We start from the raw sequence: 19,267 nt of genomic DNA on the forward strand, positions 1-19,267 counted from the left end.
AGGGTGGGTAATATGAAAAAATATATTATTATTCTTACCGCTTTATTCTTATCTATTTTATCTTGTACAAATAAAAAGACTATCGACGAAAACACTATTTATGTAAATCTTGGAGCAGAACCAAAAACTATAGACCCTGCTCTAAATATTACATTACAAGGCTCTACTTATGTAACGCATTTATTTGAATGCTTAACTACAAAATATAAAGATATAGCCATTCAGCCAGGTGCTGCAGAAAGTTGGGATATATCTGAAGACGGTCTTACATATATATTTCATTTAAGAACCAACGGTAAATGGTCTGACGGAAAACCTCTAACAGCAAAAGATTTTGAATATTCTTGGAAGAGAGTTGTTGATCCAAATACAGCAAGCGAGCCTAGTTATTTATTTGAGCCTATACTTAACTTTTCTAATGTAAATGCTGGATATATGCCTGTTGATGAGTTTGGTATAAAAGCTTTAGATGATTATACATTAGAAGTAAAACTAGAATATCCTACTGCTTATTTTTTGGAGCTTGTAAATCTTCCTGTATTTTCACCTGTAAGAAAAGATATGGTTGAAAAAAATCCTGATAATTGGACTAGAGACCCTAAAACTTGTATTGGTAATGGTGCTTTTATGTTGAAAGAGAGAAAACCAGATGAAAGCATTACTGTTGTAAAAAATACTAATTATTGGGGAGCTGATACAATAGTGGCTGAAAGAATTAAATTCGTTCTTATGGATAATCCTAATTCTGCAGTTGCTGGTGTTAAAGAAGGCTCTCTTCATTTCTCTGACCAATTTCCATATCAAGATGTAGACACATTAAGAGAAGAAGGTTTAATAGATACAGCAACAAGAATAGGTACTCAATATTATGCACTCAACACTACAAATGAAACTCTAAAAGACAAAAGAGTAAGAAAAGCATTATCACTTGCTATAGACAGAAATTATATAGTAGATAATATTATAAAATCTGGTAAGCCAGCTGGTGCATTAGTACCTTGGGGGGTTACAGATGTTGAAGGATATTTTAGAGATAATGCCGGTGAATATATAAGCACAAATAAAGCAGATTATCAAAAAAATGTAGAAGAAGCTAAAAGGTTAATGGCAGAAGCAGGATATCCAAACGGAGAGGGTTTTCCTGTATTAGAGTTTTATCTTACATTTAGTAATGATATACCTATGTTTGAAGCTGTACAGAATATGTGGAAAGAGAATCTTGGTATAGATGTTAAACTTACACAAATGGAGTTTGCACCGTTTATTCATGCATTTAGAACAGAGAGAAATTATACTATGGCAGCTGCAAGTTGGACTGGAAGCTATAACGATCCTACTACTTTTTTAGGTATGTTTGTTAGCTATTCATATAAAAACCACTCTCTATTTACAAACCAAGCTTTTGATGAAGCAATTAGTATAGCATCAAAAACTACTGACCAAAATATTAGAATGAGAGAATTACACAAAGCAGAAAAAATACTTATAGAAGATGAAGCTGTTATTATACCTATAGCGTATTTTGAACCTGCTGTATTAAAAAGCCCTAAATTAAAAGATGTGTTCTATATACCTTTTGCTCAATATAAATTTTCTTATTCATATTTAGAAAAATAATTTTATATTAATAATTTATTATTTTTTATATCCTTATTATTGATAATAATAAGGATATTTTTTTAAATTAACTTTGCTTAATATAATATATTGACAAGTAATCAATCTATAATATATAATACTGCACTAAAATACATATTAATTTTTTGAGCAAAAACATGAACAATAATCATTTGATTAAAAATAAATTATTTGGAAATTTAGATTTTTACAAATTATGCATTTCAATAGCTGTACCTGTAATGCTTCAGCAGCTTATAATGGGAATGGTATCATTAATAGATAATTTTATGGTGGCAGAACTCGGTGATATAAAAATGGCTGCCGTAAATGTATCTAATCAGCTTAATTTTATATATTTAGTAATACTCAACACTTGTTATGGTGCGGGCGGAATATATATGGCACAAAATGCCGGTGCTGACAACAAAGAAGGTATGCAGCAGGCATTTAGATTTAAAGTAATACTTCCTTTTACTATATCAGCTATATATATGATATTAATGCTTATAAATCCAGAAATATTCATGCGTTTAATGACAAATGGAAACAATTCACAAGAGGCAATTTTAGCTTCAAGTACTAAATATATGAGTATAATAGCTTTTACATTTATACCAATATCAATTTCTGGGGCAATAGGAACTTCTTACAGAGAAATAGGTAAACCGCATATACCTCTTATAATATCAGTAATAGCAACATTCTGTAATACATTTGGAAACTATATTTTAATATACGGAAACTTTGGAGCTCCTAGACTTGAAGAAACTGGTGCTGCTATTGCAACTCTTATTGCTAGAATAATAGAGATGATATTATTTATAGTGTATATCAAATTGCATAAAGAAAAGTTTTATGTAAGAACTAGAGAAATTTTAAAAGTAAAACTTAATGTATTTTATTCTATGCTAAAGAAATCTAGTTTAATATTTTTAAGTGAAATAAGCTGGGGACTTAGCGAAATGTTTATGACGGCACTATACAACAGCAGAGGCGGTGCTGAAACTGTTGCGGGTATGGCTTCTGGTTTTACTATAGCTAATATATTTTATTTAGTATTTCAGGGAATATTTGTATCTACTATGGTTGTGGTTGGAGGAACACTTGGAAGGGGTGAACTTGAAGATGCAAAAAATAAAGCAAGGTGGATATTAAATGGGTCTGTTATAGCGGGGGCTGTAGTTGGGCTAGTGCAAATGTCTTCTACCCTATTAATACCTTTTATATTTTCAAAATTAACTCCAGATGCTCAGGGTATAACTAGAAGTTTAGTAATATTAATAGCTTCATATATGCCTGTTTGGACTTATATTAATGCTCAATTTGCTGTTTCGAGAGCTGGAGGTGATACGGTGTTTGGTTTTGCGGTAGATGTGCCTGTGTCTTTACTTATGTTTGCACCTTTGGCTTTGATACTTGCAAAGTTTACTACAGTAGGTCCTGTTGCTATGTTTGGTATAGCGAAATTAACTGACTTTGCAAAAATTACAATAGGTGTCATAATGCTTAAAAAAGAAAGATGGGTAAGAAAATTGACAGAATAAAAAAACTATTTTAGCAAAAAATATATTTTGTAAAACCACAAAATTTCTAGTATTTTTATACAAAATTGTTCATGTAATTATTAGTATTAAATATATTATATATAAACATTAAAACTTTTGAGCTATATATAATACCGCCATACTCTGTCATATTTAGTACAAAATATGATACAAGAGAAATTATAAGAGAAACTATAAATAGCATAACTATTGCCCCAAGAATCCTATCTACCCAAGATAAAAATATCATCTTTAAAACTTTTTTTATGCTATCTGCCGCCTTTGAAAGTATTATCCTTATTACAGAATAACTTATAAGAAATGACACTATTTTTAATATAATAGAATGGTCAAAATATTTAGAAGCATGATTATATATAATTGGTGCTATGATAAAAGTAGATATTATAGCTATCACTGGTATTGTAATTGATATAATACCTCTATAAAAACCATAAATAAATATAAATACTAAAAATATTATTACAACTATATCAATATTATTAAACATACACTATTTTTTCAATAAAGTTATTATAGGTTTAAAAGCCATACTGCTTTTATTTCTATGAGTGCTTATAATATTTGAAAGAGTTTCTATATAAGTATGCGAAGCAGATGAGTAATTACCTATTTTCTTTATAACATCATTAAGCTCATCTTTTACTTCTATAATTCTGCTAAAGCTTCCTAAAATTTTAATTATATCAGCACCCTGAGAATCTATTTTTAAGTTTAAGCTATTTTGAATATCAAGCATAGCTACAATATTTTCTCTTACAGAAGATACTATATCACTTTGCTCTTCTACTATATTATACATAACATTATTATATTTCTCTAATAATTTAAAATTTTCAAACTCTGTAGAAATTTTACTAATACGCTCTTCTATATTTTTAATATAAGCATCTATATTTTCAACAATTTTCTTAGTTTCATTTTCTATATTCTTACAATGCTCATCTATATAAAAAGAAGAGTTCTCTATTAAAACCAATCCGCCAAATATATCTGTAAGCATACTCTCTATAGATGCAGTACCCTTTGAAATCTCAAAAGATAATACCCCTATCTCTTTAGATACAACAGAAAAACTCTTACCCAAAACACCAGCCTTAGATGCTTGTATACCGGCATTGATAGAAAGCAAATTTGTTTTATTAGTCATATTTTTTATATATTCTATAGTATCATATATATCTTCTGTTACTTTGTTTACATCTTTAAAATTTTCAAAATGCTGTTTTATATCAGCAATAGTATTATTAGAACTCTCTTCTATATTCTTTTTTATTTCTTTTAAATCTTCATTTAAAGAAGATATTTGCTCATAAGATAAATTAGATACATTCATATTAGACATAGTCTGAGATAAAGCTCTAAAATGTTCTTGCATTTGATTTTTATATTTATCAAAAAAAGTAAATATAGTATTAGTAAACTTTATACCATCTCTAATAAGATGTTTTTTACTCTCTTTCGTATCTCCTAATTTGTTTTTTGAATCTATAACAGTATTTATTTTATTTTCTATAATGTTTAAAGCATCTTTATTCTCTTTATCTACTTCTAAAACAAACATAGAAGAATCCATAAAATTTCTATCTATATTATTTAACTTTTCTGATATATTATTTATCTCAGTTACAATATTTAAATTAGATTTTAATCTGTTATTTAATATAGTATCCTTTCTTATAGATTCCAAAGCATTTCTTGTAAAAGAAGAAAATATAGCAACAGAACTAATCAAATAAGACAATATAACCGCTAAATCTAATTTATCAAAATATATATCTTTTCTTATATTAAAAAACTCTATATTTGTAATAACTAAAACAAAAGATAAAAGATTAGAAAGTATAATAATACTATTTCCAACTATGCTGTATCCTAAAAATATATCAATTACCATAGGTACAAAAGCCATAGCATATATAATCAAACTTAAATAAGTAAGATAAACAAAGAAAGTACCATTACCTAAAACAGTAAATGCATTATCTGGGAAACTTTTTAAAGTTGTACTAAAAAATGTATTTTTATTTATTATACTTACAACAACAAGAGAAGCTATAATCAAGATAGTAATAAATATAATTAAATTACTAATATTACCAACTATTTTTTCATTTTTTAAGAAAACTCTATTATTAATTGGAAGCAAAGCAATAATAAGCAAAAATATTATATGATTAATTATATATAAATTGGAAGCTAATACAACGTCATTACCAGACATACCTAAAAATATTATAATAAAAGATATTATATTATATAAAAGTAAAAGCAAAAGTGCTAAGGCTACCATAATATAAGTACGCTGTCTGGTTTTTACAATTAATATTGTATAAAGCATAATAAATATAAAAACCATGGAAGTACCAATGATAGGTACTAGTAATTCTATAATCGAAACATTATATCCTGGTATAAAATTAGTTAATATATTCATATATTTTTATGCCCTTATATTACTTTAGAATATTCATTAATAACCTTTTTGAGATTATCTGAATATTCCAATAATTTTTTAGTTTCTTCATCAAGCTTATTAGTTATATCTTCAAAATCTTCACTAGTAGCAAGCAATTTATTCATATCTTTCATAATATTTTTTATTTCAATATTTTGATTGTTAGCATTTTGTGATATATCTGATATATAATCATTAAACTCTTCTATTTTTGTTTTTATATTCATAAAGTCATTTTCTTCATTAACTATAATAGTACTCATATCAGATATAGAATTATACATTTTATCTGTACTCTTTATTATATTAATATTATAATCATTTTGCCTTTCCATACTATTATTGAATTTTGTTAATCTATTATGATAAGAAGAAGTTTCACGCATTAATTCCATAGTACCAGCTTTTATACTATTGCTAGCATAGTTATAATTTTTAAAAATTTCTTCTATTTGAAATAAAAGTTTTTGCATCTTTTGAGTAATATTTCCTGTCTCTACAACTAACTCAGAAACCTCTTTAGATACTACATTAAAGTTATGATACCATTCTCCAGATTTAGATGCCTGTATGCTTGAATTAATTGAGAGTGTTTTTACTTTATCTTGCATATTAGTCATAAATGATAATATCTTATTTATCTGAAAAGATAGCTGGTTAAACACTAAAGTTTTATCTAAGATTTTTATTATATCATTTCTTTCTTTTTCTATATTTAATTGAAACTCTTCAAAACTTTTTAATATATTAACACTTTCAGATTGTAAAATATAAACTTCTTTTACTGATTCTTGCAATATATTAATATACTCTTCAAGCATATTTTTTTGCATTTCAGAACTAACTTGTAAATTAGGATAAGTTTCTATTAGCTGTTCTATTTTTTCTATATTAGTATTACCGTCATTTACTTGGAAATTTTCTATAGTGATAAATTCATTTGTATTATCTATTATTTTAGATATATCTGTTTTTAAATTATTAACAGATAAATTTGTATTTTTTACTTTATCTACCAAAGTACCCACAAGACTATTAAAATGTTCTCTTAACTCAAGCAATTTTGATGAAGTATTCATTGCTGTGTTAATAATAACAGCGTCTTGAGCTTTAATTGATTCCAAGTCATAATATTTAGTATCAGACCTTTTGTACACCGCATCAATAAAATTAACAATATAACCATAAACTGAAAAAATATTAAAAATCATATAAACTAAAGAAAATCTAGAAAAAGAAAAAGACGGCAGCAACAAATAATTACTAGAATATTTTGAATAAGTAGAAATTCCATTAAAATCATCAAAAAATGCTAATGATATCATAGATATTAATACTAATGTACCTATATTAACTTTATATATTTTATTAACAAATATTTCATAAAGAAACATACATATTATTATTACACTATAAACAGAGAATATAAAATCTCTAAAAATATATATAGGTCCTATTGCTCCTCTCACTTTTACACTATTAACAGCAGAACTATTTAATGTAGCAGTAACCTCTGTTGTAGAAACAAACAACTGAGAATAAATTAAAGCAATAACTAATATTACCATAAATAAAAATATAGCCACACTTTCTGCCTTATCTAGAAAAGAATGCAATTTATCATTCAGTTTTAAAGTATTTTTAGTATATCTAATCCAAGGGAGTATGGTTAATGATATGGCTATTTGTTCTATTTTATACATTAATAGAGATAATTTAACATTTTGTATAGATAACGAAACTATTATATTTATTGTTTCTGAAAGTGTAAAAATAAAGCATAATATAGAAAGGAACAATGCTATCAACTGAGTTTCTTCATATAGTTTGAAAAATATATAAAAATGCACTATTATAGCAACAAATGCTATAACAGCTGCTATTGTGGATACACCCAATTCTATAATTACGCTATGAAAAAAATAATTCATAATTTACAAAACCTTAATTACTCTATTATATACTATAAACAAATATATTTAAACTAAATTATATATAAAGTATCTTTTATATCATCGGCATTATAGCAGTAACTATTTATTATAACAAATTATTTTTTATTTCTAAATTTGATTGATAATGAATAGCAAATAATATATAAATTAGAATTGAAAAATATTGTATATAGTATAAAATAAAATATCAATTTTTAAGATTATTATATTGATTAATTGGAGGAAAGAGAGTATGAAACATACTTTAGAAGGGCCATATACCCCTAAGAACATCGAAGACAAATTATATAATTTTTGGAAAACTAGCGGATTTTTCCATGCTGTTATGGATAAAAATAAAGAACCATATTCTATAGTCATACCTCCTCCAAATGTTACAGGCGTACTTCATATGGGACATGGTCTTAATAATACGCTTCAGGATATACTTATAAGATTCCATAGAATGCTTGGAAAATGTACTTTATGGATGCCTGGTACTGACCATGCTGGTATTGCTACTCAAAACGTTGTAGAGAGAAGATTAAAAGCAGAAGGCAAAAACAAACATGATTTGGGAAGAGAGGCTTTTGTTAAAAAAACTTGGGAAGTAGCTAATGAGCATCACTCTATCATAGTAAAACAGTTGGAAAAAATAGGCTGTTCTTGCGATTGGGAGAGAGAGAGATTTACTCTTGACGAAGGCTTAAGCAATGCTGTTAGAGAGGTATTTGTTGAACTTTATAATCAAGGTTTAATATATAGAGGAAAATATCTTATTAACTATTGTCCTAGCTGCGGTACTGCTTTGGCTAATGATGAAGTTGAACACGAAGAAGTTGCTGGTGCTTTATATCATGTTAAATACCAAATAGAAGGAAAAGATGAATATATTGAAATAGCTACTACAAGACCTGAAACTATTTTAGCTGACGTTGCTATTGCTGTTCACCCAGATGATGAAAGATATGCTCATCTTACAGAACAAGATGTTTTAATACTTCCTATAGTAGGCAGAAAATTAAGACTAGTAAAAGATACTTATGTTGATAAAGAGTTTGGTACAGGAGCTTTAAAAATAACTCCAGCACATGACCCTAATGACTTTGCTATAGCTCAAAGACATAATTTAGAAATAATAAATATACTTAATGCAGACGGCACGTTCAATGAAAATACACCTGCTAATTATCAAGGTAAAAATGTAAAAGAAGCAAGAGATTTAATTATAAAAGAACTTGAAGAGATAGGTGCATTCGTTGGAAAAGACAACATCAAACACCAAGTAGGACACTGTTACAGATGTCATAATGTTGTAGAGCCTTATTACAGCGATCAGTGGTTTGTAAAAATGAAGCCTTTAGCAGAAAAAGCATACAAGGCTGTTAATGACGGCAATACAAAAATATACCCTGAAAGATGGATTAACACTTATAATCACTGGATGACTGATATTAGAGATTGGTGTATAAGCAGACAATTATGGTGGGGACATAGGATACCTGTTTGGTACTGTGATGATTGTGGTGAGATGATGGTATCAAAAACTGATGTTACAGAATGCAGTAAATGTAAAAGCAAAAATATTCATCAAGATGAAGATGTACTTGATACTTGGTTTTCTTCTTGGTTATGGCCTTTCTCTACTTTCGGCTGGCCTGAAGTTAATGAAGAGTTAAAATATTTCTACCCTACTACTGCACTTGTTACAGGTTATGATATATTATTCTTCTGGGTTGCTAGAATGATTATGGCAGGAACTCATTTTATGAATGATGTACCTTTCAAAGATGTTTATCTTAACGGACTTATAAGAGATAAAATCGGAAGAAAAATGTCTAAGAGTTTAGGAAATGGTATTGACCCTATAGAAATCATAGACGAACATGGAGCTGATGCATTCAGATTTACTTTATCATTCATAACTTCATTAGGCGGACAGGATATTTGGCTTGACAGAGAACTTTTCAAAATGGGCGGAAAGTTTGCTAATAAAATCTACAACAGTGCTAAATATATTTTTGGTAATATTGAAGACAATGCTAATATAAAAGATTTAGATACTTACACTCTTGAAAATAAAGATAAATGGATATTATCAAGACTTCAGAAAGCTATTGAATCAACTACTCAAAAATTAAAAGAGTATAGATTCGATGAGGCTTCTCAGACAATTTATAAATTCTATTGGAATGAATTCTGTGATTGGTACATAGAAATAAGTAAATTCGATTTGAAAGATGAAAGCAAAAAAGAAAAAACTATTGCTGTATTATTATATGTACTTGAAGAATCAATGGCTATGATTCACCCATTTATGCCATTTATCACAGAAGAAATTTATTCTAATTTACCAAAGCATAATATTGATTCAAAAGCTTTGATGATTAGAGAGTATCCAAAATCTAATGCTAAATATATATTTGAAGATATAGAAAAAGATTTCAACTTGATTCAAGACATTGTTTCAGGAATAAGAAATTCTCGCTCATCATTTAATTTGCCTCCAAACAAAAAACTTGATGTAATAATTCGCTATACTTCAGATTATTTCAAAAATACTGCAGAAAGCTATAAAGATATTATATCAGCACTTTCACTTACAGAATCATTAAATATAATCTCTTCAAAAGATAGTGATAGAAATAAGGGTTCATTTGTTAAAGTATTTGAAGGTGGTGAGATAAATGTTAATCTTGTAGGCATAATAGATTTAGAAGCAGAGAAGAAAAGATTAGAAAAAGAAGCAGCAGGATACAAAAAAGATTTGGAAGCTGTAAACAAAAAACTTTCTAATGAAAACTTTATGAGTAAAGCTAAACAAGAAGCTATTGATACTGAAAACAGAAAGAAAAAAGAGTTTGAAGATAAATTAAAAGGTATAGAGGAAGTTTTGGCTTCTTTATAATTTTTATAATATTTCGTAATTAAAAACTTGGCTTATGTTTATTAATGTAAGTCAAGTTTTTTATTTTAACTAATTTATGACTTGACAAATAATTATTATTTCATATTATAAAAAACAACTATGGAATGTAATTATGGAAATAAAAGATTTAGCAGGATTATCTGAACCACTAAAAAAATTAGTAGAAACTATTTCTAATGCCATTGGAAAATTATATGAACCAACGCATATTAAAAGGATTGCAAAAGCAAAGTCATTTAAAAGAGATTTAGAGTTAAAAGATAAATTAAAGGAAATAAATGAAATATCTAATGTAGTAGAAAAAAAGAAATAGTCAATATTAATTATTACACAAATAATGTTTCCTTAGACAATAAACCAATATTAGAAAGAACATATAATAGACTTTTATATCAGGAAATAGAAAGAACAAATAATATTGACAATATTGTAATAAAAGTTATTGAAAAATTAAAAGATGAAGAAAAAGTTTCTGATGATCCTGTAAATAAAGATTGGAGTAAAAGATTTTTTAATATAGCAGAAAATATAAGCGATGACTATATGCAAGAATTATGGTCTAGAGTATTGGCTGGAGAAATAAAACAACCTAATAGCTTTTCGCTTAGAACTTTGGAAACATTAAAAAATATATCTAAAGAAGAAGCAGAACTTTTTGTAAAAATATCTAAATTTTTATTTTATAGCATTAATAATGAATATTTTTTATTTAAAAATATGACTTTATTGGAAAAATATAATATTAAATTTTTAGATATACTAAAACTTATGGATGCAGGTTTATTTGTTAGCATAGAAAGATTATTTATTAATCTTTCTGAAAATAATACAACTATATTGAATAATGGCTATTATTTTCAAATAAAATTAATAAATGGTATTAATATTTTTGATATAAAAAATAATATTAATAGCTCTCAAATACCAATATATAAAGTATCTGAAGCAGGAAAAGAAATATTAAAATTAGTAGATGAAAAATGTTCAAATAATGATTTTTTTATTGATAATATTAAATATATAAAGAAAAACTATTGGAATGTAGAGCTCATATTGAGAGAAGTAGAAAGAATTGATTTTGAAAACGGTTTGATACATACTAAAAATAATAATTTGATTAATAGTATATAAAATATTTTGATTTTGAAAATCTATTTGTATACAAACTCATTATAAATAATATATAAAAAAATAGTTTAATTATTTTTATAATGAGTTTTACAACCAACTATAAATAAATTATTGTCTTCAATATAGTATACTAATCTATGTTCATGATTTATTCGCCTTGAATACAATCCATTCAACTCACCTTTTAATCTCTCTGGTTTTCCTGTACCAATTAATAAGCCATTTCTTTCTATGTCTTTTATAAGATCATTAATTTTCTGTAATATTTTTTTGTCATTCTTTTGAAAATAAAGATAATCTTCCCAAGCTTTATCATAAAAAATTTTATTCATTTAATAACTCTCTTTTATGTCCTAATCCAGATTTTAATTCCAAATATCCTTCTTTTAAAAATTTTATATTTTCTTCATTGTAGAAATTATCTTCTTCATTATTTATATCTAATTGTTTAGTTTTTTCTATTTTAAATGGGATAGACTGAGTATTTATAGATGTTCTCAAAAATATATTAATAGCTGTATTAAAATCCAATCCAAGATCATTGAAAAGTTTATCAGCTTCATTTTTTAATTTATCATCAATTTTAATAGTTATTTCGGACATTTATATTGCTCCATAAATATTTAGTATAATCTTATTATATCTATAAACTAATTAAATACAATATTATTTTGTTAGTTTAGTCAATTAAAAAATTAACTCTATACAAAATATATTTATATAGACTTGAAAAACAATTAAGCTCTAATTAAAATATCAATACTTCTATTTTTATATAAAGCTATTGACACTATTAATGTTATAATCTCGCTTATAGGAAGAACTAACACAAGCCCTAAAAATCCTAATATATTCGGCAAAGTAAGTACAAGTAAAACAGGTAAAATTAAAGTTCTTAAGGCTGCAATCAAAGCAGATGCTCCAGCTTTTTGAATTGAAGTATAATAGGCACTCATTATTATATTTATACCAACACATATAAATATAGGTATAGATGCCCTTACAAAAAATATAGCATCTTCATTTGTTTTTGAATCAATGTTTTTTAACAGAACATTAACTAATATACTTGGATTTATAAGTAATACTATAGAAGCTAATATTGATATTGATGAAACAAATATTATTCCCATTCTTAGAAAATCTTTCATTTTATTTTTGTTTTTAGCTCCATAAGAAACACTTATTAAAGATGATAAAATCTCTCCTATATCGCTTGCTATCATTATAAAAAATGTAATTATATAATTTGCAGCAGAATAAATAAGTATTCCGTTATTTCCTAATATTTTGTATGCTGTTATATTAAATAGCCAAGGTATTATACCAGAAGAAATATTACTTAAAAACTCTGAAAATCCATTTAATATAGCTTTAAATATATTACTCCAACCTCCATATACTTTAATAATTTTTATTTTGCATTTAGTATTAAAAAAATATGATATCCCTATAATAAATGAAATAATATACGAAAAAGCTGTAGCCCAAGCAGCACCAGAAATACCCAATTTTAATACTACAATAAACAATGCATCTAATATTATATTGAATAAAGATGAAATGATAAACATTAATGATGCAAACTTTGGAGAACCGTTAAGCCTTATAAATTGACTAAACACATAAGCCATTCCCCAGAAAAATACTGCTACAATAACACCATTAATATACTCTAATGAAAAATTATATATATCTCCATGTGCTCCAAATAATGGAAGTAATGTTTCTCTGAATATATAAATTAATATTAATATAGGAGTAGTTAAAGTTAAAACCATTATCAAAGTTTGGGTAAATATTAAACTTGCACGTCTCATATTATTTTCACCAATGCACTTTCCTGCTATTGCAATAGAGCCTAATGTAAGCATAACATATAATGCAAATGATAAAGCTGTAATAGGCCAAACAATACCTATTGCAGAAAATGCTTCTGATGATATAAAATTCGCTACAAATAATCCATCTATAAAGACTGCTGAGCTTTCTGTAAGCATTCCGAGCATACTTGGAATTGCATAGTTTATAAATATTTTTTTACTAGAGTTTTCTTTTAAAACTTTATTATTAAGATACATAATATACTCCGTAGATTGGCATATAAATTTTTATAAAATATTTCTATTGATTAAATTAAAAAAATTATTAAATGAATTAGAATACTTTTGTAATTGATTTGTATATAAAAAATAATATACTAAGTTTTGAGGGTATAAATATTTTTAAATAAGATAACATTTATTTATCCTTATAAAAAATAAAGTCCGATTATGTACTATTTAGTATAGAGTATTTTTTCTCTTATGTCAATACTATTCTTTTAACTTTGATAAGTTATAATGTTTACTTTATAAATAAAATATAAAATTAATCTATAATAAAATCATTAAGCTTGAAACTGCAAATTATAAACACCAAAAATGTATAAATAAATCTGCTGCTAATTTTGTTGTAATTTTGATTTCCAAAACTAAGTTTAATTTCTATTATATCATCATGTTCTATATCTTCATCAATATCTGCTGAGATTGAAAATATATCATCATCATTTGATTGAAATGTATATGTTTCTCCAAACTTATCATGAGCATACATTTCATATCTTTTTGCAAAATCCTTAAAAGCTCCGTAAGTTCCTTCTATGGTTGATAATTTTTTTACCTCTTTTTGCAAACTATTTTTATTTAATTTCACTAGTTTTAATTGCTCTAGAGGCTGTGATAATTGATAATCTTTAAGATGTTTTATCCATTTATTTATAGTTTTATCGTCCATTTCTACAGGGCTTGCTAAACCAACAAAACTATCAGCATCAATTTTTATTTCTTTATTTTCAGAATCTATATATTTATCTTTGCCTAAATATCTAAAAGTTGTTATAATTTTTTTGTTTTTGTCATACAAATTCCATATTAAAGTAGATGCAAATTTGTTCATTAAAATATTATCAATAAAATATTCTCTAAATAAATCATAGCTATATATTTCGCCGTCTATTAATATGATGCTTAAAAGATAAGAATTTGCCCTCATAAACTTATGTATTTCTTTTTCTAAATTTTGTATTTCTTCTTTTAAATCTTCATTAATTTTTTTAGGCATACTTTTTAATATTTTATCATTTTTTATATCAAACAAACTTAAAGAATAATCGCTATTTAAAATTAATTTATAATCTTTATTGAACTCTCTTTCACCTTTAGAATTAAATCCCAAATTTGGCATACACTTTAATTTAAACTCGCTATAGCTAATATTCATTTTTTCAAGAACTTCATCAATAATTTTAGAAGCTTCTTTTTTTATATCTCTTTTCTTTGTAGTAGTATATATTTCATATAATAATTTTAGAGCATATTTATGTTTGATATTAAGCTTTATTAGTGAAAGAAAAAAATTAGAATCGAATTTTAATTCATATATATCTTTTAAAGCTTCATCTCCTCCATATATTCCATAAATTAAACAAGCAGCATCTCCTTTATTTTCTAAATAAAACTCTTTAATTTGTTTTACAAATGTTTCCATATCAAGCAAGTTTACTATATCATCAATTCTTTTTAATCTTATAATATTACTCAAAGATAAATACTCTGAATATATATACTTTATAACTTTAATATTTACTTCTCTTGATTTATCTTTTATTAAAACATTAGTGTTATTTATAAACTTAAGTCTTTTATCTTCTTTGTAATTATTTTTTATATAATTTTCTGCATCTTCTATAGTTGCAAAATTATCTTCAGAAATTGAAAGCTCTTCTCTAAAATCACTTTCAATTTTTTTTCTTCAATCTTACAATTTTTTTATTTTTATCTTTAAGTATTAAATTATATATTTCTTTTGCATTATTATTTGTTATAGTTATATAATTTTCTTTAGGATAAAAAACTTGCATATATACTTTAAGTCTTGTATGTAATTTTTCCTCATCATCGCAAAAAGTACCAACTTCCTGCAAATTATCTAAATTCCAATTTTCTAAAGATTCATAACAATCATACTTGTAAGCAAATCTAAATAGTCCAGCTGCAGTTATTAATTTTTGTGTATTCCATTTATCAAGAGGCTGATTAAAACTTTGTGCCATATAAAACATCATATCCATATTTTCTACATTAGATACATTCCAACTATTTAAAGGCTGATTAAATTTAGTACATGAAAAAAATGTCTTTTCCATATTTACAACATTAGAAGTGTCCCATTTATCAAAAGGCTGATTCAATTTATCGCATTGCCTAAACAAAGAATCCATATTCGTAACATTAGAAACGTCCCAATCATTAAGATTCTGATTAAAAGCATCACAATATGCAAACATACTTGATAAATCTTTAACTTTATTTATATTCCAAGTATTTAAAGGCTTATTAAATCTTTTTGCCCTAATAAACATATTAGACATATCTTCAACATTAGAAGTATCCCATTTATCCAAAGGCTGATTAAAAAATTCACATTCCTGAAACATTCCTCTCATATTTTTTACTTTTGATGTGTTCCAGCTATTTAAAGGCTGATTAAACTCTTTGGCTCCGCAAAACATAAATGACATGTCTTCAACATTAGAAACGTCCCAATTATCTAAAGGCTGATCAAAATTAGAACAATAAGCAAACATATTATTCATACTTGTTACTTTAGATACATTCCAATTACTTAAATCCTGATCAAAATCTATAGATGAATATCTTACAAGCATATTATAACCCATATATGCAAACATCATATCCATATTTGTAACATTAGAAACGTCCCAATCTTCTATGCCTTCAAAATCTTTTCTTTTGCTTTCATAAAAAAGTTTACTCATATCTGTAATAAGACTTGTATCAACATCATAAAGTTTTATACCATCAGTAAATACCAATTTTTTTAATTCCGTTTTTGTTGTTGGTTTATATTTTTTCATAACTTCTCCTAAAGATTGTTAGATAATTTTATCATGTATTAAAATAAATCTGTTAATCTAAAATCCAAAATTATAAATACTAAAAAAGTATAAACAAATCTATTACTTATTGCTTTTTTAGCTTTTTTAAAATCAATAGTAATATTTATCAAATCATCATATTCAATATCTTCATCAACTTTTGCAGACATCGTAAAAATATCTCCATCATTTGCTGTAAATGTATAGGTTATAGTATCATTATCTGCATCATTGCTATGCATTTCATATTTTTTAGCAAATGCCTTAAAAGCTCCGTAGCTTGCATCTATATTTTTTATTTTCTTTATTTCTTTTTTTAGATTACCTTTATTTAATTTTATAGATGTAAATTGATTTATAGACTGTAATAATCCATTATCTTCAAGCTGTTTTCTCCATTTATCTATAGTTTTATCGTCCATTTCTATAGGGGTTGCTAAACTTATAAAATTATCAGTATTAATTTTTACTTTTTTATTTTCACAGTTTAAATAATTTCCATTATTTGAATACATGAAAGTTGTTATAAAGTTATTATCTTTGTCATATAGATTCCATACTAAAGAAGATGAAAACTTATTCATTAAATAATTATCAATAAAAACTTCTTTAAATAAATCATAGCTTAATATATCGCCGTCTATTAACATAATACTTAAAACATGTGAGCTATGATTAATAAACTTATCTACTTCTTTTCCTAATTCTTTTATTTCTTCTTTTAATTTTTTATCAAGATTTTGAGCTACCTTTTTTAATTCTTTATTATTTTTTCTATTAAATAAACTTAAAGTATAATCATTATTAACAATTAATTTATAATCTTCATTTAATATTTTTTCACCTTTAGAATTAAATCCTAAATTAGCTGTACATCTTAATCTAAATTCAGTATAGCTAATATTCATTTTTTCAAGTAACTCATTAATCATTTCTACTACTTCTTTACGAATTGCACTTTTAGTTGAATTTATATATATTTTATATAATAAACTCTGAGCATATCTGCTTTCTATATTGAAGCTTATCATTGTAAGTAAATTTTTTGATTCAATAGTATACATTAATTCTGATATTTTCTTTAAAGCTTCATCTCCTCCATACATAGCATAAACAAAAGCAGTAATATATTCATCTTGATTTTTTAAATAAATTTCCTTAGTAAAATTCACAAATGATTTTAAATCAAGCAAATTAACCATATTATCAATTTTTTCTAATTTTTTAATAGTTTTCTTTAAAGACAAATATTCTGAATATATATACTTTATAAGATTGATATTTACTTCTCTTGATTTATCTTTTATTAATACATGACAATTTTTTATAAACTCAAGTTTCTTATCATATTTTTTAGCATTGTAATTTCTTTCAGCATATTTTTCTGCTTTTTCTATAGTTTTGAAATTATAATCGTTTGTAACAAATGAAAGCTCTGATGAAAAATCAGTTTCAAGTCTTTTTTTTAATCTTACAACTTTTTTATTTTTATCATCTGCAATAAGCTCATATATTTCTTTAACATTAAATTTTGTTATACTTATAATATCGGCCTTAGGAAAAAATGCCTGCCTATATACTTGAATTCTTGTAGGTAATTTATCCATATCCTTATCATCACAAATTATATTTATAGCTTGTAAACTGTCTAAATTCCAATTTGCTAAAGATTCATAATGATCAAACTTGCGTGCATAGGCAAACAACAACATTACACTAATGACATTTCTTGTATCCCATTTATCAAGAGGCTGATTAAATTCTTCTGTAAAAGCAAACATATGCTCTATATTTGTTACTTTAGACATATTCCAGCTATTTAAAGGCTGATTAAATTTACCGCATGCTCTAAATGCAAATTCCATACTTTCAACATTAGAAGTATCCCATTTATCTAAAGGCTGATTAAAATTTTCACAGTCCTCAAATATATGTTGCATATTTTTCACATTAGATATATCCCAATCATTAAGAGGCTGATCAAAAGCTTTACAATAACGAAAAGTCTTTGATAAATCTTCAACATTAGATACATTCCAATTATTTATATTCTGATTAAATTTCAAAGCCACATTAAACATATTAGACATATCTTTAACATTAGAAACATCCCATTTGTCCAAAGGTTTATTAAATGCTTCACAGTTATGAAACATATCGCTCATATCTTTCACTTTAGATACATTCCAATTATTTAAAGGCTGATTAAACTTTTTAGCACCAAAAAACATGCCAGACATATTTTCCACATTTGAAACGTCCCATTTATTTAAAGGCTGATTAAAATATGTACAACCAGCAAACATATAAATCATGTTTTTCACTTTTGATACATTCCAATTATTTAAATTAGAATTAAACTCTGTCATTGAATATTGTCCCAAAACATTGTAGTGCATATATGCAAACATATAAGACATATTCTCAACATTAGAAGTATCCCACTCTTCTATGCCATCAAAATCTTTTCTTTTACTTTCATTAAAAAGGTCGCTCATATCTGTAATAAGACTTGTATCAATATCACCAAGTTTTATACCGTTGTTAGTGAATACTAATCTTTTTAATTCTTCTTTTGTTGTTGGTTTATATTTTTTCATAAATTCTCCTAAATATTAGTTAAATAAGTATATTAAAAATATTATATACAACAAATATATATTTAATATTATTTTTTAAGTTAGATAT

The 19,267-nt window shown here is 25.5% G+C and carries 12 protein-coding genes and 1 pseudogene; 5 read left to right on the forward strand and 8 right to left on the reverse strand.

Annotated elements, in window-relative coordinates; genetic code table 11:
• The first annotated feature begins 12 nt into the window (after positions 1 to 12).
• Positions 13 to 1,617 (forward strand): peptide ABC transporter substrate-binding protein, encoded by a 1,605-nt coding sequence (locus BPP43_RS05525; RefSeq protein ID WP_015274409.1) that lies wholly within the window; start codon positions 13 to 15, stop codon positions 1,615 to 1,617.
• 158 nt (positions 1,618 to 1,775) lie between these two features.
• Positions 1,776 to 3,164, forward strand: a complete 1,389-nt coding sequence (locus BPP43_RS05530) for an MATE family efflux transporter (protein WP_013244775.1) — start codon at positions 1,776 to 1,778, stop codon at positions 3,162 to 3,164.
• Between the two features lie 55 nt (positions 3,165 to 3,219).
• Here BPP43_RS05530 and BPP43_RS05535 read toward each other — a convergent pair whose 3' ends face one another.
• The 3 genes from BPP43_RS05535 to BPP43_RS05545 are packed head-to-tail and all read right to left on the reverse strand — an operon-like array spanning position 3,220 to position 7,574.
• The gene (locus BPP43_RS05535; RefSeq protein WP_015274410.1) at positions 3,220 to 3,675 is read right to left on the reverse strand and encodes a CvpA family protein; all 456 of its coding nucleotides are present in this window, start codon (positions 3,673 to 3,675) and stop codon (positions 3,220 to 3,222) included.
• Between the two features lie 3 nt (positions 3,676 to 3,678).
• Positions 3,679 to 5,622: a methyl-accepting chemotaxis protein gene (locus BPP43_RS05540; protein WP_014932575.1), complete on the reverse strand. Its 1,944-nt coding sequence runs from the start codon at positions 5,620 to 5,622 to the stop codon at positions 3,679 to 3,681.
• 14 nt (positions 5,623 to 5,636) lie between these two features.
• Positions 5,637 to 7,574, reverse strand: a complete 1,938-nt coding sequence (locus BPP43_RS05545; RefSeq protein ID WP_014935506.1) for a methyl-accepting chemotaxis protein — start codon at positions 7,572 to 7,574, stop codon at positions 5,637 to 5,639.
• Between the two features lie 256 nt (positions 7,575 to 7,830).
• On the opposite strand from BPP43_RS05545, the gene BPP43_RS05550 reads away from it, so the two are divergent.
• The 3 genes from BPP43_RS05550 to BPP43_RS05555 all read left to right on the forward strand — a co-directional run bounded on the left by BPP43_RS05550 (position 7,831) and on the right by BPP43_RS05555 (position 11,637).
• Positions 7,831 to 10,485: a valine--tRNA ligase gene (locus BPP43_RS05550; RefSeq protein WP_015274411.1), complete on the forward strand. Its 2,655-nt coding sequence runs from the start codon at positions 7,831 to 7,833 to the stop codon at positions 10,483 to 10,485.
• A gap of 133 nt (positions 10,486 to 10,618) precedes the next feature.
• Positions 10,619 to 10,819: a hypothetical protein gene (locus BPP43_RS12120; RefSeq protein WP_015274412.1), complete on the forward strand. Its 201-nt coding sequence runs from the start codon at positions 10,619 to 10,621 to the stop codon at positions 10,817 to 10,819.
• 113 nt (positions 10,820 to 10,932) lie between these two features.
• A complete protein-coding gene (locus tag BPP43_RS05555; RefSeq protein ID WP_252832424.1) occupies positions 10,933 to 11,637 on the forward strand; it encodes a DUF2806 domain-containing protein in 705 nt (234 codons plus the stop codon).
• A 65-nt stretch (positions 11,638 to 11,702) separates the two neighbouring features.
• Here the strand turns inward: BPP43_RS05555 and BPP43_RS05560 are convergent, their stop codons facing one another.
• The 5 genes and pseudogenes from BPP43_RS05560 to BPP43_RS05580 all read right to left on the reverse strand — a co-directional run bounded on the left by BPP43_RS05560 (position 11,703) and on the right by BPP43_RS05580 (position 19,179).
• The gene (locus BPP43_RS05560; RefSeq protein WP_013244768.1) at positions 11,703 to 11,969 is read right to left on the reverse strand and encodes a Txe/YoeB family addiction module toxin; all 267 of its coding nucleotides are present in this window, start codon (positions 11,967 to 11,969) and stop codon (positions 11,703 to 11,705) included.
• Positions 11,962 to 12,240, reverse strand: coding sequence for a type II toxin-antitoxin system RelB/DinJ family antitoxin (locus tag BPP43_RS05565; protein WP_013244767.1), 279 nt, complete (start codon positions 12,238 to 12,240; stop codon positions 11,962 to 11,964). Before BPP43_RS05565 ends, BPP43_RS05560 begins: the two co-directional genes overlap by 8 nt.
• A 134-nt stretch (positions 12,241 to 12,374) precedes the next feature.
• The gene (locus BPP43_RS05570; RefSeq protein ID WP_015274414.1) at positions 12,375 to 13,718 is read right to left on the reverse strand and encodes an MATE family efflux transporter; all 1,344 of its coding nucleotides are present in this window, start codon (positions 13,716 to 13,718) and stop codon (positions 12,375 to 12,377) included.
• A 289-nt stretch (positions 13,719 to 14,007) separates the two neighbouring features.
• A pseudogene (locus BPP43_RS05575) lies at positions 14,008 to 16,558 on the reverse strand (BspA family leucine-rich repeat surface protein).
• Between the two features lie 38 nt (positions 16,559 to 16,596).
• Positions 16,597 to 19,179: a BspA family leucine-rich repeat surface protein gene (locus BPP43_RS05580; RefSeq protein WP_015274417.1), complete on the reverse strand. Its 2,583-nt coding sequence runs from the start codon at positions 19,177 to 19,179 to the stop codon at positions 16,597 to 16,599.
• Positions 19,180 to 19,267: the final 88 nt, after the last annotated feature.

The sequence above is a fragment of the Brachyspira pilosicoli P43/6/78 genome (assembly GCF_000325665.1).
GTDB lineage: Bacteria > Spirochaetota > Brachyspiria > Brachyspirales > Brachyspiraceae > Brachyspira > Brachyspira pilosicoli.

Excerpts from the sequence above, each read along its gene's own strand:
- BPP43_RS05525 (WP_015274409.1), top strand. The coding sequence starts at position 13 with ATGAAAAAATATATTATTATTCTTACCGCTTTATTCTTATCTATTTTA.
- BPP43_RS05530 (WP_013244775.1), top strand. The coding sequence starts at position 1,776 with ATGAACAATAATCATTTGATTAAAAATAAATTATTTGGAAATTTAGAT.
- BPP43_RS05535 (WP_015274410.1), bottom strand. The coding sequence starts at position 3,675 with ATGTTTAATAATATTGATATAGTTGTAATAATATTTTTAGTATTTATA.
- BPP43_RS05540 (WP_014932575.1), bottom strand. The coding sequence starts at position 5,622 with ATGAATATATTAACTAATTTTATACCAGGATATAATGTTTCGATTATA.
- BPP43_RS05545 (WP_014935506.1), bottom strand. The coding sequence starts at position 7,574 with ATGAATTATTTTTTTCATAGCGTAATTATAGAATTGGGTGTATCCACA.
- BPP43_RS05550 (WP_015274411.1), top strand. The coding sequence starts at position 7,831 with ATGAAACATACTTTAGAAGGGCCATATACCCCTAAGAACATCGAAGAC.
- BPP43_RS12120 (WP_015274412.1), top strand. The coding sequence starts at position 10,619 with ATGGAAATAAAAGATTTAGCAGGATTATCTGAACCACTAAAAAAATTA.
- BPP43_RS05560 (WP_013244768.1), bottom strand. The coding sequence starts at position 11,969 with ATGAATAAAATTTTTTATGATAAAGCTTGGGAAGATTATCTTTATTTT.
- BPP43_RS05565 (WP_013244767.1), bottom strand. The coding sequence starts at position 12,240 with ATGTCCGAAATAACTATTAAAATTGATGATAAATTAAAAAATGAAGCT.
- BPP43_RS05570 (WP_015274414.1), bottom strand. The coding sequence starts at position 13,718 with ATGTATCTTAATAATAAAGTTTTAAAAGAAAACTCTAGTAAAAAAATA.
- BPP43_RS05580 (WP_015274417.1), bottom strand. The coding sequence starts at position 19,179 with ATGAAAAAATATAAACCAACAACAAAAGAAGAATTAAAAAGATTAGTA.